This is a genomic window from Photobacterium sp. AWH4_225 (assembly GCF_056158405.1).
In genome coordinates this window covers 3,302,657-3,324,849 of sequence record NZ_JBSWTF010000001.1, presented here as the reverse complement: position 1 = coordinate 3,324,849, position 22,193 = coordinate 3,302,657, and the positions used below count along the sequence as shown (strand labels likewise).

Annotated in this window: 16 protein-coding genes, 4 tRNA genes and 3 rRNA genes; 16 read left to right on the top strand and 7 right to left on the bottom strand. The window is 49.3% G+C overall.

Annotated elements, in window-relative coordinates:
• Nucleotides 1–32: 32 nt before the first annotated feature.
• The 3 genes from bamE to nadK all read right to left on the bottom strand — a co-directional run bounded on the left by bamE (nt 33) and on the right by nadK (nt 3,270).
• A complete protein-coding gene (bamE, locus tag ACXAD4_RS15470; RefSeq protein WP_222552896.1) occupies nt 33–389 on the bottom strand; it encodes an outer membrane protein assembly factor BamE in 357 nt (118 codons plus the stop codon).
• Nucleotides 390–528: 139 nt separating this feature from the next.
• Nucleotides 529–2,196 (bottom strand): DNA repair protein RecN, encoded by a 1,668-nt coding sequence (gene recN, locus ACXAD4_RS15465; protein WP_475242529.1) that lies wholly within the window; start codon nt 2,194–2,196, stop codon nt 529–531.
• Nucleotides 2,197–2,379: 183 nt separating this feature from the next.
• A complete protein-coding gene (gene nadK / locus ACXAD4_RS15460; protein WP_475242807.1) occupies nt 2,380–3,270 on the bottom strand; it encodes an NAD(+) kinase in 891 nt (296 codons plus the stop codon).
• 181 nt (nt 3,271–3,451) lie between these two features.
• Between nadK and grpE the strand changes: the two genes are divergently transcribed.
• The 3 genes from grpE to dnaJ all read left to right on the top strand — a co-directional run bounded on the left by grpE (nt 3,452) and on the right by dnaJ (nt 7,437).
• Nucleotides 3,452–4,075, top strand: coding sequence for a nucleotide exchange factor GrpE (gene grpE / locus ACXAD4_RS15455; protein WP_475242528.1), 624 nt, complete (start codon nt 3,452–3,454; stop codon nt 4,073–4,075).
• Between the two features lie 209 nt (nt 4,076–4,284).
• Complete coding sequence (dnaK, locus tag ACXAD4_RS15450) at nt 4,285–6,207, top strand: molecular chaperone DnaK (RefSeq protein ID WP_475242806.1); 1,923 nt, start codon at nt 4,285–4,287, stop codon at nt 6,205–6,207.
• Nucleotides 6,208–6,294: 87 nt separating this feature from the next.
• The gene (gene dnaJ, locus ACXAD4_RS15445; RefSeq protein ID WP_039469484.1) at nt 6,295–7,437 is read left to right on the top strand and encodes a molecular chaperone DnaJ; all 1,143 of its coding nucleotides are present in this window, start codon (nt 6,295–6,297) and stop codon (nt 7,435–7,437) included.
• Between the two features lie 77 nt (nt 7,438–7,514).
• On the opposite strand, the gene ACXAD4_RS15440 is transcribed toward dnaJ, so the two are convergent.
• A complete protein-coding gene (locus ACXAD4_RS15440; protein WP_475242527.1) occupies nt 7,515–7,931 on the bottom strand; it encodes a type IV pilin protein in 417 nt (138 codons plus the stop codon).
• A gap of 149 nt (nt 7,932–8,080) precedes the next feature.
• On the opposite strand from ACXAD4_RS15440, the gene ACXAD4_RS15435 reads away from it, so the two are divergent.
• The 13 genes from ACXAD4_RS15435 to mepA all read left to right on the top strand — a co-directional run bounded on the left by ACXAD4_RS15435 (nt 8,081) and on the right by mepA (nt 19,171).
• Nucleotides 8,081–8,626, top strand: coding sequence for a GspH/FimT family pseudopilin (locus tag ACXAD4_RS15435; RefSeq protein ID WP_475242526.1), 546 nt, complete (start codon nt 8,081–8,083; stop codon nt 8,624–8,626).
• Nucleotides 8,604–9,203 (top strand): PilW family protein, encoded by a 600-nt coding sequence (locus ACXAD4_RS15430; protein WP_475242525.1) that lies wholly within the window; start codon nt 8,604–8,606, stop codon nt 9,201–9,203. The genes ACXAD4_RS15435 and ACXAD4_RS15430 overlap by 23 nt, the downstream gene beginning before the upstream one ends.
• On the top strand, nt 9,203–10,528 hold the full coding sequence (locus ACXAD4_RS15425; protein ID WP_475242524.1) for a hypothetical protein: 1,326 nt from the start codon (nt 9,203–9,205) through the stop codon (nt 10,526–10,528). Before ACXAD4_RS15430 ends, ACXAD4_RS15425 begins: the two co-directional genes overlap by 1 nt.
• Complete coding sequence (locus tag ACXAD4_RS15420) at nt 10,518–10,928, top strand: type IV pilus modification PilV family protein (protein ID WP_475242523.1); 411 nt, start codon at nt 10,518–10,520, stop codon at nt 10,926–10,928. The genes ACXAD4_RS15425 and ACXAD4_RS15420 overlap by 11 nt, the downstream gene beginning before the upstream one ends.
• Nucleotides 10,929–11,297: 369 nt before the next feature.
• Nucleotides 11,298–12,850 (top strand): 16S ribosomal RNA (locus ACXAD4_RS15415).
• A 116-nt stretch (nt 12,851–12,966) separates the two neighbouring features.
• Nucleotides 12,967–13,042: transfer RNA gene (locus tag ACXAD4_RS15410), tRNA-Glu, on the top strand.
• Nucleotide 13,043: 1 nt separating this feature from the next.
• Nucleotides 13,044–13,119 (top strand) — tRNA-Lys (locus ACXAD4_RS15405).
• 31 nt (nt 13,120–13,150) lie between these two features.
• A tRNA-Val gene (locus ACXAD4_RS15400) sits at nt 13,151–13,226 on the top strand.
• Nucleotides 13,227–13,553: 327 nt separating this feature from the next.
• Nucleotides 13,554–16,441: ribosomal RNA gene (locus ACXAD4_RS15395) — 23S ribosomal RNA — on the top strand.
• A gap of 85 nt (nt 16,442–16,526) precedes the next feature.
• Nucleotides 16,527–16,642: ribosomal RNA gene (rrf, locus tag ACXAD4_RS15390) — 5S ribosomal RNA — on the top strand.
• The 16S, 23S and 5S rRNA genes sit together here with 4 tRNA genes alongside, the layout of an rRNA operon.
• Nucleotides 16,643–16,684: 42 nt before the next feature.
• A tRNA-Asp gene (locus ACXAD4_RS15385) sits at nt 16,685–16,761 on the top strand.
• A 473-nt stretch (nt 16,762–17,234) separates the two neighbouring features.
• Complete coding sequence (locus ACXAD4_RS15380; protein WP_317524192.1) at nt 17,235–18,215, top strand: sugar-binding transcriptional regulator; 981 nt, start codon at nt 17,235–17,237, stop codon at nt 18,213–18,215.
• Nucleotides 18,216–18,331: 116 nt separating this feature from the next.
• Nucleotides 18,332–19,171 carry a penicillin-insensitive murein endopeptidase gene (gene mepA, locus ACXAD4_RS15375; protein ID WP_475242522.1) on the top strand — a complete coding sequence of 280 codons (840 nt, stop codon included), beginning with the start codon at nt 18,332–18,334 and terminating at the stop codon, nt 19,169–19,171.
• Between the two features lie 57 nt (nt 19,172–19,228).
• Here mepA and ACXAD4_RS15370 read toward each other — a convergent pair whose 3' ends face one another.
• The 3 genes from ACXAD4_RS15370 to rdgC all read right to left on the bottom strand — a co-directional run bounded on the left by ACXAD4_RS15370 (nt 19,229) and on the right by rdgC (nt 22,063).
• Nucleotides 19,229–19,483, bottom strand: coding sequence for a YfhL family 4Fe-4S dicluster ferredoxin (locus tag ACXAD4_RS15370; RefSeq protein WP_475242520.1), 255 nt, complete (start codon nt 19,481–19,483; stop codon nt 19,229–19,231).
• A 5-nt stretch (nt 19,484–19,488) separates the two neighbouring features.
• Nucleotides 19,489–20,886 carry a prephenate-dependent tRNA uridine(34) hydroxylase TrhP gene (gene trhP / locus ACXAD4_RS15365; RefSeq protein ID WP_475242519.1) on the bottom strand — a complete coding sequence of 466 codons (1,398 nt, stop codon included), beginning with the start codon at nt 20,884–20,886 and terminating at the stop codon, nt 19,489–19,491.
• A 265-nt stretch (nt 20,887–21,151) separates the two neighbouring features.
• Complete coding sequence (rdgC, locus tag ACXAD4_RS15360) at nt 21,152–22,063, bottom strand: recombination-associated protein RdgC (protein WP_187461530.1); 912 nt, start codon at nt 22,061–22,063, stop codon at nt 21,152–21,154.
• Nucleotides 22,064–22,193: the final 130 nt, after the last annotated feature.

Sequence of the window (22,193 nt, the reverse complement as noted above, 5' to 3'; positions counted from 1 at the left end):
CGAACAATCTTAGTACTTAGATGAATGAGTACTTAGTTAAATTGCTCCATGAACTGAGGGCTTTTTTCATAGTCCCCTTCAAGGCTGGTTAGCTGATTCTGGGCATTGAACTTCAGGATCAGGTTTTTCTGTTGCGGCTCTTCGTGACCCGGCTTGTGGTAGTAAACGTAGTACCAAGTATCTGGGTACTCAGGTTCAACCAGCATTGGCGAGCCAAGTACGAATTGCACCTGCTCTTTGTTCATTCCGTATCGAAGGGTGTCGATATCTTTCTGCTCCAGGTAGTTACCCTGGTTAATATCAATTCGGTAAACCAGTCGTTCAACGACTGAACAGCCACCCAATAAACTGACCGCCAAAGTCACGGCAGCAAGGTTCTTCCAACTCATAGCATCCCGGCAAGTTCGCTTTATTCTGCAGCGATGATAAACAACACCCGAGCAGAAGTAAAAAAGCAGTAAAGAAAAAAACTGTAATTGAGACTACAGTACAACCATTTAGTTGCACTGCCCATTAAGTTTATTCTATTTATGCCGCAACAAGCAGTTCTTTTGCGTTTGCCAGTGTTCGTTCGGTAATTTCACTACCGCCCAGCAGGCGGGCAAGCTCGTTGACACGGGCTTCCTGTGTCAGCGGGAACATGTTGGTTTCAGTCTGGCCTTTGCTGGACTTCTTCGCCACAAACATCTGCTGGTGGCCGCAACCGGCGACCTGCGGTAAGTGAGTCACACACATTACCTGGGTTGATTCGCCTAGGGTGCGCAGCATCTTGCCGACAATCGCTGCTGTTGGTCCACTGATACCCACATCGACTTCATCGAAAATCAGGCTAGGGGTTTCGACTTTCTGTGCCGTGATCACTTGGATAGCCAGCGAGATACGTGACAGCTCACCACCAGAGGCCACTTTGCCCAACGGCTGCAATGGTTGACCCGGGTTGGTGGAGACCAGGAAGGTGATGGTGTCGAAACCCAGCGGGCTGAGCATGCCTTCAGCATCGCTCTGGACATCAATCTTAAACACGCCGTTTTCCATGCTTAGCTGGTGCATGCTGTCGGAGATCTTCTTGTCGAGCTCCTTCGCATAGCGTTGGCGGCTCTTGCTGAGCTTCTCTGCGCTGGCCAAGAACTTCTGGCGCAGGCATTCGACATTCTCGGCGATTTCTTCCAAACGCTCATCGCTGCAATCAAGGTTTTCCAACTCTTTGAGCAGCTCCTGATGCTTGCTGTATAGCTCTTCCGGCATCACGTAGTGTTTGCGGGCAAGCGACATGATCTTGGCCAAGCGCTCTTCGAGGTACATCAAACGCTGTGGGTCCATATCCATGTTATCGAGGTAGCTGCGTAGCTCCTGGCTCGCTTCTTGTACTTGGATGATGGCTTCTTCGAGCATTTGCGGAATAGCACTTAGGTTGCTGTCGATTTCCCCGAGGTTGGCAACTTCCTGGCATGCTGACTGCAGCATGTTGAGGGCGTTGCAATCTTCGTTGTCGTAAAGCATCGCCAAGGCGTTTTGGCTAGATACTGCCAGCTCGCCACTGTTGGAGAGGCGCTTGTGCTCTTCCTCGATCTCGGCGTACTCGTCTTCGGCCAAAGCTAGCTCGTTGAGCTCTTTAACTTGGTATTGGATCAGCTGCTTTTGCGCTTCGTTCTCTTCGCGGTTCTGAACCAAACGCTTGTATTCGTTGTTAGCCTGACGCCAGCGCTGATAGTGGTTGCGGGTCTTTTCCATCAATTGATGGTGACCGGCGTACTGATCCAGCATCTGCTGCTGGTAATCAGGGCGCATCAGCTGCTGGTGGGCATGCTGGCCATGGATGTTGATCAGCAGCTGGCCCAGCGCTTTTTGCTGTGATGCAGGCACTGGGCTGCCGTTGATGAATCCACGCGAACGGCCTTCCTTGGTGATGACACGGCGCAGGATACACTCGTCACCATCAATCAGCTCGTTGTCTTCCAGCCAGCGGCGGGCGGCTTGGTTGTTGAGCAATGAAAAGGCGGCAGAGATTTCTGCTTTGTCTTCGTTCGGGCGAACCATGCAGGCTTCGGCGCGATCACCCAAACACAAGCCAAGTGCATCGATGGCAATAGACTTACCTGCACCCGTTTCACCGGTGATGGTGGTCATTCCCGGTTTAAGTTCAAATTCAAGGTTTTTGACAATAGCAAAGTTTGAGATCGTCATATGAGCCAGCATGTGTTCACCTGTTTAAATCAACACCTGTTTTTTCATACAGTATATACTGTATCTACATACAGTAAAGTACTGTTGGTGAAATTTTTCCAACAAAGCTTGATTTAGGTTAACGTTCTGAAAATTGGCAATAAAAAAGCCAACCGCAGGGTTGGCTTCAGAATTCGTTAACTGAGGTGTTTTTTGCTAGAACAGGCGGCTCGACCAGCCCAACTTGCCCCGGAGTACTTCATAGTAGCTGTAATTCTTCGGGTGGATCAGCCGAAGGGTTTCCGGGCTCTGGTAGATATGGATCTCATCGCCTGGGCTGACAGGCAGGGACACCTGGCCGTCACAGCTGACTTCCAGCGTACTGCCATTGGTCGGTGAAACCAGCAGTTTGATCCGGCTGTTGCCATCGACCACCAAAGGGCGGCATGACAGTGTGTGCGGGAACATAGGTACCAGCGAAATTGCATTGAGCTCGGATGACAGGATAGGGCCGCCACCGGATAGGGAATAAGCCGTTGAACCTGTTGGGGTCGAGATGATCAGGCCATCGGAGCGCTGTGAGAACGCGAAGGTATCATCAATGTAGACCTCGAATTCAATCATGTGAGCGATTTTATCCGGGTGCAACACGGCTTCGTTGAGCGCGGCATTGCGGCTTTTGATCATGCCATGGCGATGGACTTCGGCCTCAAGCAGGAAGCGTTTCTCGACTACATATTCGCCATTGAGTACCTGCTCGAGTTCTTCCTCGAAGGCATCGGGGTCGAGATCGGTCAAAAAGCCAAGGCTTCCTCGATTGACACCGATAACCGCAATATCGAAGCGGGACAGTACCCGGGCGGCGCCCAGCATATTGCCGTCACCACCAACCACGATCGCCAAGTTGGCTTTGTCACCAATGGTCAATAAGTCGCAGAACACGGCTTTGGGCAATGACAAGTCGTTGGACAGTCGGTGGTCAACAAGTACGTCATAACCTTTTTCGACCAACCATTTGTAGAGACTCATATGGGTCTGCAGGGCTTCGGGGTTGCGGGGTTTGCCAATTATCGCGATAGTCTGGAAAACGCGTGTCATGTCCATGATCCGACAAATAAAGAGAGAACCAGTATAGCGTCAGGATTAGACACTTGTCGCGCATTGTGAGCGATATCGGCTTGAATCATTGAAGTTCATCCCCATAATATGCGCATATACAAGTTTTTTGGATAGAGCTGATTATTCTATCCTCCATTGAACACCATGATCTTGGCGGAGAAGCGAAAGCATGAGCAACGAAGAGAAAAAAGTACAGGACGAACAGCTACAGCAAGAGCAAACTGTTGAAGCGGTTGAAACTGAATCTGCTGAGGAAGAAGTGGTTGAAATGACCCTTGAAGAACAGCAGGCAGCCCGTATCGCTGAGCTTGAAGCCGCTTTGCTAACCAGCGAAGCTAAAGTACGCGAGCAGCAAGACAGCGTTTTGCGCGCCCGTGCTGACGTAGAAAACATGCGTCGTCGCAGCGAGCAGGAAATCGACAAAGCACGTAAGTTTGCTCTGAATAAGTTTGCTGAAGAGCTACTGCCGGTTATCGATAACATGGAACGTGCTATCGAGATGGCAGACAAGAATGATGAAGCCATCAAGCCAATGGTTGAGGGTGTTGACCTAACCCTGAAGACCATGATGGGTACGGTTGAGAAATTCGGCCTGAAGCAGCTTAACCCTATTGGTGAAGCCTTCAACCCTGAATTCCACCAGGCAATGTCTATCCAGGAAAGTGCCGAGCACGAGCCAAACACTGTTATGTTGGTGATGCAAAAAGGCTACGAGCTGAACGGCCGCGTGGTTCGCCCTGCAATGGTAATGGTGTCTAAGGCTGCGGCTGGCAACATCGATACCCAAGCATAAGCGGGATAGCGATTGAGCAAAGCCCGCTTCGAGCGGGCTTTTTAATTTTTTTTGATTTTTTTTCGTTGTCGCCCTTGAAAACAATTTGGCTGCCCTTATCTAGTAGTCATACGACATCGTAAATCAATTTCAGCGGGTGAAACCGCGTTGTCAGTGGCGTTATGGTAACGGGCTGGCAAGTAAGCTAAATGAATTTCGGAGAAAGCCTGATGGGTAAAATCATTGGTATTGACTTGGGTACAACTAACTCTTGTGTAGCAGTACTTGATGGTGACAAGCCACGTGTAATTGAAAATGCTGAGGGTGAGCGCACAACGGCATCTGTGATCGCTTACACCCAAGACGGTGAAACTCTAGTTGGTCAGCCAGCTAAGCGTCAGGCGGTAACAAACCCTGAAAACACGCTATTCGCAATCAAGCGTCTTATCGGTCGTCGCTTTGAAGACGAAGAAGTACAGCGCGACATCGAAATCATGCCTTTCAAAATCGTTAAGGCTGACAACGGTGATGCTTGGGTAGAAGCAAAAGGCCAGAAAATGGCTGCTCCTCAGGTTTCTGCTGAAGTACTTAAGAAAATGAAGAAAACTGCTGAAGACTTCCTAGGTGAGGAAGTAACTGGCGCGGTTATCACAGTTCCAGCATACTTCAACGATGCACAGCGTCAGGCAACGAAAGATGCCGGCCGTATCGCAGGTCTTGAAGTTAAGCGTATCATCAACGAACCAACAGCTGCTGCTCTGGCTTATGGCCTAGACAAGCAGGGCGGTGACCGTACTATCGCGGTTTACGACCTTGGTGGTGGTACTTTCGATATCTCTATCATCGAAATCGACGAAGTTGAAGGCGAAAAGACGTTTGAAGTTCTTTCTACCAACGGTGACACGCACCTAGGTGGTGAAGACTTCGATAACCGCATGATCAACTACTTGGTTGACGAGTTCAAGAAAGAGCAAGGTATCGACCTTAAGAACGATCCGCTAGCGATGCAGCGTGTTAAAGAAGCTGCTGAAAAAGCGAAAATCGAACTATCTTCTGCACAGCAGACTGACGTAAACCTACCTTACGTAACTGCTGATGCGACTGGTCCTAAGCACATGAACATCAAAGTGACGCGTGCGAAACTAGAATCTCTAGTTGAAGACCTAGTACAGCGCTCTCTTGAGCCACTAAAAGTTGCTCTAGCTGACGCAGACCTATCTGTAGGCGACATCACTGACGTAATCCTAGTTGGTGGTCAGACTCGTATGCCTATGGTTCAGGCAAAAGTTTCTGAGTTCTTCGGCAAAGAGCCACGTAAAGACGTGAACCCAGACGAAGCTGTAGCAGTTGGTGCTTGTGTTCAGGGCGGTGTTCTTGCTGGTGACGTTAAAGACGTTCTACTACTAGACGTTACTCCACTATCTCTTGGTATCGAAACCATGGGTGGCGTAATGACTAAGCTTATCGAGAAAAACACCACTATCCCTACTAAGGCGAACCAGGTGTTCTCAACAGCTGAAGACAACCAGAGCGCGGTAACTATCCACGTTCTACAGGGTGAGCGTAAGCAAGCGGGCTACAACAAGTCTCTTGGTCAGTTCAACCTAGAAGGTATCAACGCTGCACCTCGCGGTATGCCTCAGATCGAAGTAACTTTCGACCTAGATGCCGACGGTATCCTGCACGTATCTGCGAAAGATAAGAGCACAGGTAAAGAGCAGAAGATCACTATCCAGGCATCTGGCGGTCTGAGCGACGAAGATATCGAGAAAATGGTACAAGAAGCAGAAGCTAACAAAGAAGCGGACAAGAAGTTCGAAGAGTTGGTAACTGCACGTAACCAAGCTGACCAGCTAGTTCACGGTACTCGCAAGCAGATCGAAGAAGCAGGCGAAGCTCTTCCAGCGGAAGACAAAGCAACTATCGAAGCGGCTGTAAACGAGCTTGAAGAAGCACGTAAAGGCGAAGACAAAGAAGCGATCGACGCGAAAGTTCAGGCGCTAATCGCAGCTTCTCAGAAGCTAATGGAAATCGCTCAGCAGCAGGCTCAAGCACAGCAGGCACAAGCTGGCGGCGAGCAGCCACAGCAAGAGCAGCAAGACGACAACGTAGTTGACGCTGAGTTCGAAGAAGTTAAAGACGACAAGAAATAAGATAGTTAATTCTTATTCTTAGTTGAGCGCGGGCGTTGGAGTTTACTCTTGCGCCCGTAGCTGTATTAAGGCAGGTGACAGATAAGTATGTCAAAACGAGATTTTTACGAAGTTCTGGGCGTAAGTCGTGATGCGTCAGAGCGTGATATCAAAAAGGCTTACAAGCGCCTTGCAATGAAGTTCCACCCTGACCGTAACCAGGGTGACGAGCAGGCGGCTGAGAAATTCAAAGAAGTTAAGACTGCATACGAAATCCTAACGGATCCTCAGAAGAAAGCAGCTTACGACCAGTACGGCCATGCAGCCTTTGAGCAAGGTGGTATGGGCGGTGGCGGCGGCTTCGGCGGCGGTGCTGACTTCGGTGATATTTTCGGTGATGTGTTTGGCGATATCTTCGGTGGCGGTGGCCGTCGTGGTGGTCAGCAGCGCGCGCAGCGTGGTGCCGACTTGCGCTACAACATGGAACTGACACTGGAAGAAGCCGTTCGCGGTTGTAGCAAAGAGATCCGTGTTCCTACCTTGGTTCACTGTGATACCTGTGATGGTTCTGGTGCTAAGAAAGGCACTTCAGCCACCACATGTGGTACCTGTCATGGTAGTGGCCAGGTGCAGATGCGCCAGGGCTTCTTCGCCGTACAGCAGACCTGTCCGCACTGTCACGGTCGCGGCAAGATCATCAAAGAACCTTGTGGCACGTGTCACGGCCAGGGCCGCAAAGAAGAAACCAAGACTCTGTCTGTTAAAATTCCTGCCGGTGTGGATACAGGCGATCGCATTCGTCTATCTGGTGAAGGTGAAGCAGGGGAGTTCGGTGCACCAGCAGGCGATCTGTACGTACAGGTCCATGTTGCCCAGCACCACATCTTCGAGCGTGACGGTAACAACCTATACTGCGAAGTCCCAGTAAGCTTCACTATGGCAGCTTTGGGTGGCGAGGTTGAAGTACCTACCCTTGATGGTCGCGTGAATCTGAAAGTACCTTCTGAAACGCAAACGGGCCGTATGTTCCGCATGCGCGGTAAGGGCGTGAAGTCAGTACGCGGTGGCGCAATGGGTGATCTTATCTGTAAGCTGGTGGTAGAAACCCCGGTTAATTTGAGCGCCCGCCAGAAAGAGCTGCTGCAAGAGCTTGAAGAAACCCTAGGCGGCAAAGCGGCAAAGAAGCACAAGCCGAAGGCTGAAGGTTTCTTTGACGGTGTGAAGAAGTTCTTCGATGATCTGACTGGCTAATTAGCCTGTTGGATTGAATATATGAAAAGCCAGCGCAAGCTGGCTTTTTTGCGTCTAAAGGTTGGATGCTATCTAATTTACCAACAGCCAGAAATCGTTGTTCCATTATCTAAAGCCTTGCCTATTCCTGCTGCATTTAAAGATAAAGTCTTGCAGCTATCTTTATCTTGCCCTGAAGTGGCTTGCGGTGTCGCTGCAATAATATAGCGATTTTCTCCTGTGCCACTCGAGTCAATGGATAGTTTGTAGCGCGCCGGATTTGATTCACAGAATGAGCATGTGCCACCACTTACTAAGCCAAAAGAGTAGCTACTATTTTTAGTGAATTGCTCTTCTAGGGTAAGCTGAATTTTAATGAGATCAGCCATTGCCTGTGAACGATAACCTTTAAGTGAATGCTCTTGATAGGAGGGATAGGCGATTGCAGCAAGAATACCAATGATTGCGACGGTAATTAATAGCTCGATCAGCGTCACGCCTTTATGTCTTTTCATTAACCAAATACCTCTGAATTTTCGAACTCGCTCGATAACTCCTTTTAACCCTCTGATAGATATTGTGGCTGGGTGCTAACATATGAATCAAGTTGAAATGATTCTATCTGTGACAATTTAGGTAGAAATGGGGAATAGGTCGCGAAATATTGAATGGGGTACATTCACACTTCCCAAAGACTGGGCGAACTAAAGGTTTCAGCTTGCTTGAGCTACTTATTACTCTTGCTGTTGTTGTCGTATTGATAAGTGCGGCGGCACCATCATTTGACAGCATAGTAGAAACTAACAAAGTGAAGCGTTTGGCCACTGAGATTGAATGGTTGATGGTACAAGCCAAGTCTGAAGCTGTGATGAGGGGCGAGAATGTCACGGTTGATATCGTCGGTGTTGCTATTAGCTCTGCAACAGGTACTGACCCGGATTGGCGAATACAGGCTAAAACCTCGGTAGGAAATGAGGTTATTGCGGAGGTGAGTGGGGAGCAATTTCCGAAAACTTCTCTCTATATGACCTTTACTGTAAATAATGTCTTGTTTGATTCCATTACAGGAAGACCAAATCGTAACGGTAGTTTCGTTTTATCTACTGGAGAAAAAGAAAGTGTAAAAGTTAAAGCCAGTAATATGACTGGCAGGCTATATGTATGCAGCGAAAGTGGAGGCTATGGATATGGCATCTGCCCCAAAAGTTAACCGAGGTTTTAGTCTTATTGAGTTACTCGTTGCAACCACTATTTCGCTGATGGTGCTAGCAGCAGTCACGTCAGTTTTTATTTCAGGTTTTAGTAGTGCGTCACAACGTTCTCTACAGCTGATGTTGGCACAAGATACCAATGATGCCTTGCGAATGATTAAGGATGACATTTTACGAGCTGGGTTTGCTTCGGGGGCTTCATCCACATTTGTGCTGAGCGGAGCGACGAAAACAGTGTATTTAGATGCTCCTATTTCTGGCTCCTCAACATGTATTGCGTATGGCTATAACGATGGAAGTAAGAAACACTATCGCTCCTATTACCTTAAAGATAATAGGCTCAATGTATTTATGACCAAGAGCTCAGTAATTAGCACTTCTGAGGCATGCAATAATGGTCATTCAGTCTTGGATTATAACCAGATGAAAGTGACGAAGTTTGAGGTGTCAGAGAAGTTATTAAACGCAGGTTCAGCATCGAGCCAGTTTCTAACTATTCAGTTGGATGTGTCTACGCTGGGAGATGAATATAGCGTGTCAAAAAACATCAAGGTCAAAACAAGGAATTGGTACTGATGAAAAGGCAGAGGGGGTTAACAACTTTATTAGTGACAACCATGTTATTGGTTGTATCTTTGATCTTCTCTTTAGCATCGTATAAGAACCTTTTTTATCAGATAAAGCGAACTCAGAATGAAGTGATGGCCAGAAAGGCTCACTGGCTGGCTGAGGGAGGGCTGGAATGTGCATTTACAGAGTTAAAAGTGTCAGGCCTGTTGCCGAGTGACCCAGCTTATTTAAATAACTGTGATAGTGAAATAGATAATACGTCATTAGATATTACTGTTCATGGAAGTCAGATTAATATTAAAGCTTTAACACAGACATCTGTAGGCGCAAAAGCTAATGTGCGTAAAGTTGCACAGTATGCTGGCGGAGTTAATTCAACTATTAAGATGAATGCTTCTATTTTGGAGCTAACAGGGTCTCAGCATTTTATACCTAATCCAACAAATAAGTTATCAGGTAGTAACGATTATGCCTGCCAGTCAGTAGTTAGCAGTGGAGAGGTCAAGTACATTAGTAGTGGAGGTACTGATGATCATTTTATAACAATTGATAGCACGCGAAGTAGCCATGGTGGAGGCCCTCATGGCGCTGTAGGCTTTACTTGTGATAGTAACTACTTATCTAACATATTTGACTTAAGCAATGTTCCTACAGGCTTTACTGCAAGCGATTACGCCAAAGGTTCGGATATTCTAGAGGGTGTAAATGTAAATGTTTTTAGAGATATTTTTGGTGTTGAATATTCTGATTGGAAGTCGGTACGTGAGTCCATTGCAAATGAAGTAAAAGGTGATGTGATTGGGCCTGAAGTTGTTAATGGCAAGGGAGGAGATGATATTACAACTCAAGGGTGGGTGAAAAATTGTTCTGATCTGGTTAAGTCTTCATATGATAAAGGTAATAAAAAAATCTGGGTTGATGGTTCCTGTGTTTTAGGATCCAATATCTTTGGTGGTGTTGTTTCAGATAACTCTATCCTTCTCGTTATTAATAATGGGTTTCTTGAGTTTAATGCTGCAGGAGCGTTTAATGGTTTGTTATATCAATATACCTCACCCACTTTAGATGCCAAAAAGATTTGGGAAGATCGAATTGATAATATACCGACTCCAGCAAAGGCATTTAATAAGGTAGATATTGATCCTAATTATTTGAATGTCAGCTTTTATATTTTTGGTTCAACATATTTTGATGGTGCTATTGGAGTTGATTCCCCTGGACGAACGGTAAGGATCAATGGCTCTATTATTCCTTCGTACAATGCAGATAAATCATCAAAATATATAAGTGGCCATTTACAGTGGCAAGAAGGCTCATGGCATGACTTCTAACCAAAGAGGCTTCAGCCTTATAGAAGTATTCATTGCTCTTACTATTATGGCTGTGGGCGTGATGGGTTTGATAAAAGTGCAGTCTTTTATGGAAGTAAAGGCTGAGAATGCATTGAAAACCTTGGACGCACTCTATTTAGCAGAAGAAAAGCTAGAAGAGTTCCGTACGCGTGCGCAAAGTGCTGCTGGAGGGACCATTGCTTATAGCTCTATAGTGAGCCAAACAGAATCAGTTTCTATGGCCGCATCAACAGTGACTCGCGAAGTGACTGTCATAGACGACTCTCCAGTATCCGGCGCAAAAAAAATCACTGTATCCGTCAGCTGGAAAGACCGTATGGATCAACCCCAAGTAGTTAGCCTTGAGACGGTTATCTCAAAGTACAGTGAATTTGATTGATTTTCTGTATAAGTAAAGTCACAAAATAGTCGAAAATAAGCGCTTCGTTTAAACTTTGACCGCTTGGTCGTTTTTCTCAAAAAAACTATTGCCCTCTCGAATTCTCTCCCTATAATGCCACCTCACTGACACGGAGCACGGCAACTTAAGCCGCTAACCAATCAGTATTGTTCTTTAACAATTTGACCATGCAATCTGTGTGGGCACTCGTGAAATGATAGTCAACAAAAGAATTATCAATGAAACTGAGTGACCAATACGAAATAGCTTCGGCTATATCGGCACAGTCAATTCTTACTTACTTTTTGTCTTCACTTTTTAAAGTGAAATAAATTGGAAGTAATAACAGTATTCATTGAGCCAAAACTTTAATTGAAGAGTTTGATCATGGCTCAGATTGAACGCTGGCGGCAGGCCTAACACATGCAAGTCGAGCGGCAGCGACATAAACAATCCTTCGGGTGCGCTTATGGGCGGCGAGCGGCGGACGGGTGAGTAATGCCTGGGAATATGCCCTGATGTGGGGGATAACCATTGGAAACGATGGCTAATACCGCATAATCTCTTCGGAGCAAAGAGGGGGACCTTCGGGCCTCTCGCGTCAGGATTAGCCCAGGTGAGATTAGCTAGTTGGTGAGGTAAGAGCTCACCAAGGCGACGATCTCTAGCTGGTCTGAGAGGATGATCAGCCACACTGGAACTGAGACACGGTCCAGACTCCTACGGGAGGCAGCAGTGGGGAATATTGCACAATGGGGGAAACCCTGATGCAGCCATGCCGCGTGTGTGAAGAAGGCCTTCGGGTTGTAAAGCACTTTCAGTCGTGAGGAAGGCATATGCGTTAATAGCGCATGTGTTTGACGTTAGCGACAGAAGAAGCACCGGCTAACTCCGTGCCAGCAGCCGCGGTAATACGGAGGGTGCGAGCGTTAATCGGAATTACTGGGCGTAAAGCGCATGCAGGCGGCTTGTTAAGCCAGATGTGAAAGCCCGGGGCTCAACCTCGGAATAGCATTTGGAACTGGCAGGCTAGAGTCTTGTAGAGGGGGGTAGAATTTCAGGTGTAGCGGTGAAATGCGTAGAGATCTGAAGGAATACCGGTGGCGAAGGCGGCCCCCTGGACAAAGACTGACGCTCAGATGCGAAAGCGTGGGGAGCAAACAGGATTAGATACCCTGGTAGTCCACGCCGTAAACGATGTCTACTTGGAGGTTGGTGTCTTGAACACTGGCTTTCGGAGCTAACGCGTTAAGTAGACCGCCTGGGGAGTACGGTCGCAAGATTAAAACTCAAATGAATTGACGGGGGCCCGCACAAGCGGTGGAGCATGTGGTTTAATTCGATGCAACGCGAAGAACCTTACCTACTCTTGACATCCAGAGAACTTTCCAGAGATGGATTGGTGCCTTCGGGAACTCTGAGACAGGTGCTGCATGGCTGTCGTCAGCTCGTGTTGTGAAATGTTGGGTTAAGTCCCGCAACGAGCGCAACCCCTATCCTTGTTTGCCAGCACGTAATGGTGGGAACTCCAGGGAGACTGCCGGTGATAAACCGGAGGAAGGTGGGGACGACGTCAAGTCATCATGGCCCTTACGAGTAGGGCTACACACGTGCTACAATGGCGTATACAGAGGGCGGCCAACTTGCGAGAGTGAGCGAATCCCAGAAAGTACGTCGTAGTCCGGATTGGAGTCTGCAACTCGACTCCATGAAGTCGGAATCGCTAGTAATCGTGGATCAGAATGCCACGGTGAATACGTTCCCGGGCCTTGTACACACCGCCCGTCACACCATGGGAGTGGGCTGCACCAGAAGTAGATAGCTTAACCTTCGGGAGGGCGTTTACCACGGTGTGGTTCATGACTGGGGTGAAGTCGTAACAAGGTAGCCCTAGGGGAACCTGGGGCTGGATCACCTCCTTAACGATATGACTGCGTTTTGCGCAGTGTCCACACAGATTGCTTGGTTGAAATGTAAGAGAGCAAGGGTAGCGTTGGCTATCCTCGTTAGTGTGCCCAACACATTAACCAAACACTTAGTCCCATTCGTCTAGAGGCCTAGGACACCGCCCTTTCACGGCGGTAACAGGGGTTCGACTCCCCTATGGGACGCCACGGGTCGTTAGCTCAGTTGGTAGAGCAGTTGACTTTTAATCAATTGGTCGCAGGTTCGAATCCTGCACGACCCACCATTCTTTCTCACGAAGGAATTAAAACTATCGTGGGCGATTAGCTCAGTTGGGAGAGCACCTCCCTTACAAGGAGGGGGTCACTGGTTCGAGCCCGGTATCGCCCACCACTCTCTAAGTATTTTCTGCACGGATACGCAGATTCAATGAAGGTTAACTTTGTTGAGTCCGCTTTTTTGCCGCCTGCGCGGCCCGGCCGAAATTAATTAGAAAGTGGTTATCTCACGATAAACACATGCTCTTTAACAATCTGGAAAGCTGACTAGTAAATTGAATTTTCGAATTCAATACTAATAGTTCTATCGAAAGATAGAACGAGTTCTCAAGCAACACACATTCAAGTGTCTTGTGTAAGAGTCCGGCGAAACACAGTTCATCAATACTCAGATGAACAACCTTGGTTGTTGAGCCATACGAAAGACCTCTTGGGGTTGTATGGTTAAGTGACTAAGCGTACACGGTGGATGCCTGGGCAGTCAGAGGCGATGAAGGACGTGCTAACCTGCGATAAGCCAAGAGAAGATGGTAAGAATCACAATACTCTTGGATTTCCGAATGGGGAAACCCAGCTGCATAAGCAGTTATCAATGCGTGAATACATAGCGTATTGAGGCGAACCGGGGGAACTGAAACATCTAAGTACCCCGAGGAAGAGAAATCAACCGAGATTCCGGCAGTAGCGGCGAGCGAACCCGGATTAGCCCTTAAGCTAGTTTTGCGACAGGTGAATGTGCTGGAAAGCACAGCGATACAGGGTGATAGCCCCGTAACCGGTAGCGCATTGCGAGTGAAATCGAGTAGGACGGGACACGTGATATCCTGTCTGAACATGGGGGGACCATCCTCCAAGGCTAAATACTCCTGACTGACCGATAGTGAACCAGTACCGTGAGGGAAAGGCGAAAAGAACCCCTGTGAGGGGAGTGAAATAGAACCTGAAACCGTGTACGTACAAGCAGTAGGAGCCCTTCGGGGTGACTGCGTACCTTTTGTATAATGGGTCAGCGACTTAATTTTAGTAGCAAGGTTAACCGATTAGGGGAGCCGTAGGGAAACCGAGTCTTAACTGGGCGTTCAGTTGCTAGGATTAGACCCGAAACCAGGTGATCTAGCCATGGGCAGGTTGAAGGTGAGGTAACACTTACTGGAGGACCGAACCGACTAATGTTGAAAAATTAGCGGATGACTTGTGGCTAGGGGTGAAAGGCCAATCAAACCTGGAGATAGCTGGTTCTCCCCGAAAGCTATTTAGGTAGCGCCTCGGACGAATACTACTGGGGGTAGAGCACTGTTAAGGCTAGGGGGTCATCCCGACTTACCAACCCTTTGCAAACTCCGAATACCAGTAAGTACTATCCGGGAGACACACGGCGGGTGCTAACGTCCGTCGTGGAGAGGGAAACAACCCAGACCGCCAGCTAAGGTCCCAAAGTTATAGCTAAGTGGGAAACGATGTGGGAAGGCTCAGACAGCCAGGATGTTGGCTTAGAAGCAGCCATCATTTAAAGAAAGCGTAATAGCTCACTGGTCGAGTCGGCCTGCGCGGAAGATTTAACGGGGCTAAGCTATACACCGAAGCTGCGGCAATGCATTTATATGTATTGGGTAGGGGAGCGTTCTGTAAGCGGTTGAAGGTGCATCGTAAGGTGTGCTGGACGTATCAGAAGTGCGAATGCTGACATGAGTAACGATAAAGGGAGTGAAAAACTCCCTCGCCGGAAGACCAAGGGTTCCTGTCCAACGTTAATCGGGGCAGGGTGAGTCGACCCCTAAGGCGAGGCCGAAAGGCGTAGTCGATGGGAAACGGGTTAATATTCCCGTACTTCTTACTATTGCGATGGGGGGACGGAGAAGGCTAGGTGGGCCTGGCGACGGTTGTCCAGGTTCAAGGGTGTAGGCTGTAATCTTAGGCAAATCCGGGATTACACTAGGCTGAGACCCGATGTCGAGGCACTACGGTGCTGAAGTCATTGATGCCATGCTTCCGGGAAAAGCCTCTAAGCTTCAGATAGTAAGGAATCGTACCCCAAACCGACACAGGTGGTCGGGTAGAGAATACCAAGGCGCTTGAGAGAACTCGGGTGAAGGAACTAGGCAAAATGGTACCGTAACTTCGGGAGAAGGTACGCTGCCGGCGGTGAAGAGACTTGCTCTTGGAGCTGCTGGCAGTCGCAGATACCAGGTGGCTGCAACTGTTTATTAAAAACACAGCACTGTGCAAAATCGAAAGATGACGTATACGGTGTGACGCCTGCCCGGTGCCGGAAGGTTAATTGATGGGGTTAGACTTCGGTCGAAGCTCTTGATCGAAGCCCCGGTAAACGGCGGCCGTAACTATAACGGTCCTAAGGTAGCGAAATTCCTTGTCGGGTAAGTTCCGACCTGCACGAATGGCGTAATGATGGCCACGCTGTCTCCACCCGAGACTCAGTGAAATTGAAATCGCAGTGAAGATGCTGCGTACCCGCGGCTAGACGGAAAGACCCCGTGAACCTTTACTACAGCTTGGCACTGAACATTGACCCTACATGTGTAGGATAGGTGGGAGGCTTTGAAACCGAGTCGCTAGATTCGGTGGAGCCGTCCTTGAAATACCACCCTTGTAGTGTTGATGTTCTAACGTCGCCCCGTTATCCGGGGTGCGGACAGTGCCTGGTGGGTAGTTTGACTGGGGCGGTCTCCTCCCAAAGCGTAACGGAGGAGCACGAAGGTGGGCTAATCACGGTCGGACATCGTGAGGTTAGTGCAATGGCATAAGCCCGCTTGACTGCGAGACTGACAAGTCGAGCAGGTGCGAAAGCAGGTCATAGTGATCCGGTGGTTCTGTATGGAAGGGCCATCGCTCAACGGATAAAAGGTACTCCGGGGATAACAGGCTGATACCGCCCAAGAGTTCATATCGACGGCGGTGTTTGGCACCTCGATGTCGGCTCATCACATCCTGGGGCTGAAGTCGGTCCCAAGGGTATGGCTGTTCGCCATTTAAAGTGGTACGCGAGCTGGGTTTAGAACGTCGTGAGACAGTTCGGTCCCTATCTGCCGTGGGCGTTGGATGATTGAGAGGGGCTGCTCCTAGTACGAGAGGACCGGAGTGGACGAACCTCTGGTGTTCGGGTTGTGTCGCCAGACGCATTGCCCGGTAGCTAAGTTCGGAATCGATAACCGCTGAAAGCATCTAAGCGGGAAGCGAGCCTCAAGATGAGTCATCCCTGAACCTATAAGGTTCCTGAAGGGTTGTTGGAGACTACGACGTAGATAGGCAGGGTGTGTAAGCGTTGTGAGGCGTTGAGCTAACCTGTACTAATTGCCCGTGAGGCTTAACCATACAACACCCAAGGGGTTTTTACGGACTCCGCAAACACTTGGATGAGTGTTGAGAACATCAGCTTTCTAAGATTGTAAGAATTTTGCTTGGCGACCATAGCATTATGGACCCACCTGATCCCATGCCGAACTCAGTAGTGAAACGTAATAGCGCCGATGGTAGTGTGGGGCCTCCCCATGTGAGAGTAGGACATCGCCAGGCTTCCAATTTAGATTATCGCAGTGAACGTGCGGTGATTTGAGTGGAGCGGTAGTTCAGTTGGTTAGAATACCGGCCTGTCACGCCGGGGGTCGCGGGTTCGAGTCCCGTCCGCTCCGCCACTTATTAAGAAGCCTCGTCGAAAGACGGGGCTTTTTTACGTTTACAGGTTTTAGATTGGACTCTCACGAGCCTTTGGCTTGAGTCCCGCTTGTGCGCAAGCCCGGCCCTCCGCCAATCATTAAGTCCCTAGCAGCGATGCTGGGGATTTTTTGTATGTGCAGTACACGAGCGGTAGTTCAGTTGGTTAGCCTATTTACCTTAAAAGCAGCGGCCTGTCACGCCGGGGGCGCGGGTTCGAGTTCCGGTCGTGCGCGACCCCGGCCCTCCGCCACTTATACTAAGCCCGAGTCGAAGTACTCGGGCTTTTTTACGTTTCAGGCCAGAGGCCATTGGCTTGGGGCTAGAGGAAGAGCAAGGTTGCATCGCCCATCGCCCATCGCCCATCGCCCATCGCCTTCTATCCCAATAACCGTTAAAATGTTTCTTCAGATTAAATCCTATTCGTAACCCGATTTATATCAAAGGTATGGCTATGACAGCGCCCCAGAATGACACCTCCCATGTAGACAGCGATCAGCTGACAGAAATAGCCATTGCCTACTACCAGGATGGGGCAACCCAGGAAGAAATCTCCAAGATGTTCGGGATGTCGCGGGCCAAAGTAGGCCGCTTGCTGCGCCGTGCCCGGGATGAAGGGGTAGTGGAAATCACGGTGAAATACCACCCGGTGTTCAGTGAGAAGCTGGAGCAGCAATTGGTCGAGCGCTTTAATTTGAAACGCGCCTTGATTGCCCTTGATCAGCCTGATGACGAAAGCCAGCGCCAGCAGGTCGCTAGCCTGGTATCGAGTTACCTGTCATCCATTCTGACCGATGACATGGTAGTCACCGTTGGCCAGGGGCGTAATATTGCTTCAATCGCCAGTCATGTCGGAGTGGTTCCCCATCGCAAATGCCGCTTTGTCTCGGGTATAGGTGGTACTCATCGCTCCGGTAACGCCATCAATGCCGATCATATCTGCCGCCTACTAGCAAAGAAATATGACGGCATCAGTGAAACCCTGTATGCCCCGGCTTATGTCGAGGACATCAAGGTAAAAGAAGCCTTTATGAAAAACGGTACAGTAAAGGAGACGCTTGATCGTGCCAGACGTGCAGACGTTGCATTGGTGGGGGTTGGTGATATGAATGAAAACAGCCATATGGTCAAGCTGGGCTGGTTTACGCCCCAGGAGATTGTCGAAGCGCGGATCCGCAAAGGGGTAGTGGGGGACATTGCCGGCTATGACTTTTTTGATAGCCAGGGACGCCGTGCTGATACCATGATGAGCGACCGGGTGATTGGCTTGAGTATGGAAGAGCTCAGACATATTCCAACAGTGGTTGTCACAGCTGCCGAGAACAGCAAAGCCTTGGCCTTGCTGGGCGCATTGCGATCCGGTGTGGTCGATGTGCTGGCGACCAGTGTCAGCAACGCCTTGACCATTTTGAATCTTGATCAACAGATGAAGTAATGATCGGAAAATGAATATTCGATCCCAAATGATCAAGCTGCCTACGGGCAGCTTTTTTGTTGCTTGCTATGCTCAAAAGTATGCGGATAAAAAAGTAACAAAAGGATCAGACAGGCATGAGGTATATTTTTGCCCTTCTTTTAGGGATTACGATAGTTTTGCCCGTTGCGGCAAGCCCATGGGAAAAGGTGAAAGCGCCATCGCAAGGTCAATCGGAGTCGATTGGTACTTACAATAACGGCTGTCTGGCCGGCGCCGAGCCTTTGCCGTTGGAGGGGGAAGGTTATCAGGTGATGCGATCACAGCGGGGCCGGTATTACGGCCACGAATCGATGATCCGCTTCCTCCATGATTTATCAAAACAGGTCTACAAACTTGAGCTGGGCCAATTGCTAGTCGGTGATATTGCGATGCCTCGGGGCGGACGTTTTTCGTCGGGCCATAACAGTCACCAGACTGGACTCGATGCGGATATCTGGCTCAAGCTAAGCGATGGCCCACTTAGTGAGGAAGAGCTGATTGATGTCCAGCCCTTGCCAATGGTGCACATCAAGCAGTACAAGATAAACAAGAAAAACTGGGGGGATAAACAAGCCTTGATGGTCCAGCTTGCTGCGGCTGATGAGCGTGTCGCCAGAGTTTTTGTTCATCCGGTGATTAAAGAGCAGCTGTGCCAGCGCGAATGGACGGATAGGGATTGGCTGCAGAAAGTCAGGCCATGGTGGGGACATTATTACCACTTCCATGTCAGGCTCCATTGCCCAGACGGTGACAGCAGTTGCAAAGCGCAGACTCCACCTCCTCCGGGGGATGGTTGTGGTGCCGAGCTTGCTTCTTGGAAGCCTAAGCCAAAAGCGAAGAAAGAAAAGGTCGCCAAGGTGAAGAAAAAGCCCAAGCCAAAACCGGTACCGCCAGCACAGTGCTTGGCGTTACTGCGGACACCAACAACGGGATGATTGGAAGTTAACGCCTTGCTTTAGAGACAAAAAAAGCGCCTTTCGGCGCTTTTTCTTTTATGCCAATCCCTGCAGGGTGACAAACTTTTCGAACAGCGCTTCGTCTGTTTCGACGTTGTCGGGATCGGTAATAATACAGTTGGTGATCGGACACACCGACTGGCACGTCGGCTTGTCGTAGTGTCCTTTACACTCGGTGCATTTGTCAGGGTCAATCTCGTAGATTTCGTCCCCCATGGTGATCGCCTCGTTTGGACACTCGGGATCACACATGTCGCAGTTAATGCACTTACTGGTAATAAGCAGTGCCATGGTGATTACTTACCGTCTTTTGGTGCGTGTGGGTTTCGGGTGCTCTCACCTGAGTTTAGGTTACGCATCAGCAGGCCGTATTCCAGATCCATATCTTCCGGTACAGGGATAAATACGAAGTGGCCGTTACCCTTGGCGTCAGTGACCGCTTCAGACTTGCGGTTTTCCATCGCTTCAAGAGTGAAGATCACATTACCCTGCGGTGTCATTAGCTCAAGGCTGTCACCTACTACAAACTTGTTCTTCACTTCTACTTCAGCCAGATCGCCGCGGCGCTTACCGGTAAACTCACCCACGAACTGCTGGCTGTCAGAGATTGAGTAGCCGTAGTCATAGTTTTGGTAAGCATCGTGAGTGTGACGGCGCAGGAAGCCTTCGGTGTAACCACGGTGGGCTAGGCTTTCCAGCGTACCCATCAAGCTTTCGTCGAATGGCTTGCCAGCAACTGCGTCATCAATTGCTTTACGGTAAACCTGTGCGGTACGGGCACAGTAGTAGAATGACTTGGTACGACCTTCGATTTTCAGCGAGTGAACGCCCATCTTGGTCAGGCGGTCAACGTGCTGGATAGCACGAAGATCTTTCGAGTTCATGATGTAGGTGCCGTGTTCGTCTTCGAACGCCGCCATCTTCTCGTCTGGGCGGTGCGCTTCGCTTAGCAGTACCACTTCTTCGGTTGGCTTGCCGCGGCCGATAGTGGTTTCAGGACGCTCGTCCTGTACTTCGATCGCTTGGGCATCGCTTGGGTTGAACTCTTCAACGATCTGGCCAGCGTCGTTTTCCGCGCCTTTTTCCACTTTGTATTCCCAGCGGCAGGCATTGGTGCAGGTACCCTGGTTAGGGTCACGCTTGTTGATGTAGCCAGATAGCAGGCAACGGCCAGAGTAAGCCATGCAAAGTGCACCGTGGACGAAAACTTCCAGCTCGGTTTCAGGGCAGTGCTCGCGGATCTCTTCGATTTCTTCCAGAGACAGTTCGCGAGAGACGATTACGCGCTCAACGCCATTGGCTGCCCAGAACTTCACCGTTGCCCAGTTTACGGCGTTCGCCTGAACTGATAGGTGGATTGGCATCTCAGGGAAGTTCTCGCGCACCATCATGATAAGACCTGGGTCAGACATGATCAGTGCATCAGGGCCCATTTCCACAACCGGCTTCAGATCGCGAATGAAGGTTTTCAGTTTAGAGTTATGTGGCTGAATGTTACATACCACGTAAAGCTTCTTGCCTTGGGCATGAGCTTCGTCGATACCGATTTTTAGGTTCTCGTGGTTGAACTCGTTGTTACGTACACGAAGGCTGTAACGTGGCTGGCCGGCGTAAACAGCATCTGCACCGTAGGCAAATGCGTAGCGCATGTTCTTCAGGCTGCCCGCAGGCGATAACAATTCAGGTTTAAACATAGCTCTTATATTCCAGTGTCTGATTGCAAATCAGGCCGTATCGCAGGGGGATACGGAGTTGAGGCGGGATTTTACTGTGATCTACCCCCCAATAGCAATGCTAATGCCGAATTAGGCAAAGTTTAGTCGTTGGTGACTGTAAACAGTTGATTAGAAGGTTTCACCGTAGGGGGCAACTGGTGGTTTGATTGTATTGCGAGGGGGTAACGAGATAGACGGAGAAAGTGGCACCGAGGAACTCAGTGCCACAAATAGTAAATGCTGATTAAGCTTTGGCTTCCAAGCCGCCAAGCACTTCGAACAGGTTTGGCAAGAATGCGGAGAATTCGCCAGCCATCAGCGATAGATCGGCATCGATACGCTGGGCCATTTCATCGCGGTCGATATCGTCATTCTGCTCTTTCAGCTCATCAGAGAATTTCAGGCGCTTGATAGACAGGTCGTCTGCCAAAACGAAGTCGATGCGGTCCTGCCAGTTGATAGACAGCTTGGTCACCAGCTTGTCAGCTTCGATGTGGGCCATGATCTCATCGCTTGATAGATCCTGCTGCTTACAGCGGATCACACCACCGTCTTCCAGAATGGCTTTCAGCTCGGCTTCTTCGCCGATGGTAAAGCCGTTTGGCGAGGTGTTTGAACGTACCCACTCAGTCATGGTTAGCTCGGCCGGTTTTTCCGGTGTGACCGGGATAACTGGCAGGCTACCGATAGATTTACGCAGCAGCGCCAGCAGATCTTCGGCTTTCTTGAAGCTACCAGCATCAACCAGTACATAGCCTTCTTTAGGCATGATCAGCGCGTAAGTCTGGCTCTTGCGGCTGAAGGCGCGCGGCAGCAGATCCATCACGATTTCATCTTTGATGGTGTCTTTTTCGCTTTTCTTCAGTTTGCGGCCTTGCTCGGCTTCCTGAGCTTCTACTTTCTCGTTCAGTGTCTCTTTGATCACTGACGCTGGCAGCATCTTTTCTTCTTTGCGTGCACAAATCAGGATGTTGTCACCAATTACATGGGTGAACATGTCGCCGTGCTTACCCAGTGCGTGGACCCAACCAAATTTTTGCTGATCTTGGCTGCCACACGGGGTAAAGCGGAACTCTTCAAGTTGCTTCTCAAGTTGATCAGGATTGAGGTCGATCTCGCGGCTGAAGCGATAAGTAAGTACGTTTTTAAACCACATCATGGCTGTTACAAATCCTTGGTTGTGCATTTGGCTGTCAATCTTATTGCATTGGTTGGCTTTTGTCTTAAGTTTTCGTGCTCAGTAGCTTGGGCATAACGCAAAGTGCGGTACAATCCAAATCAGTGTT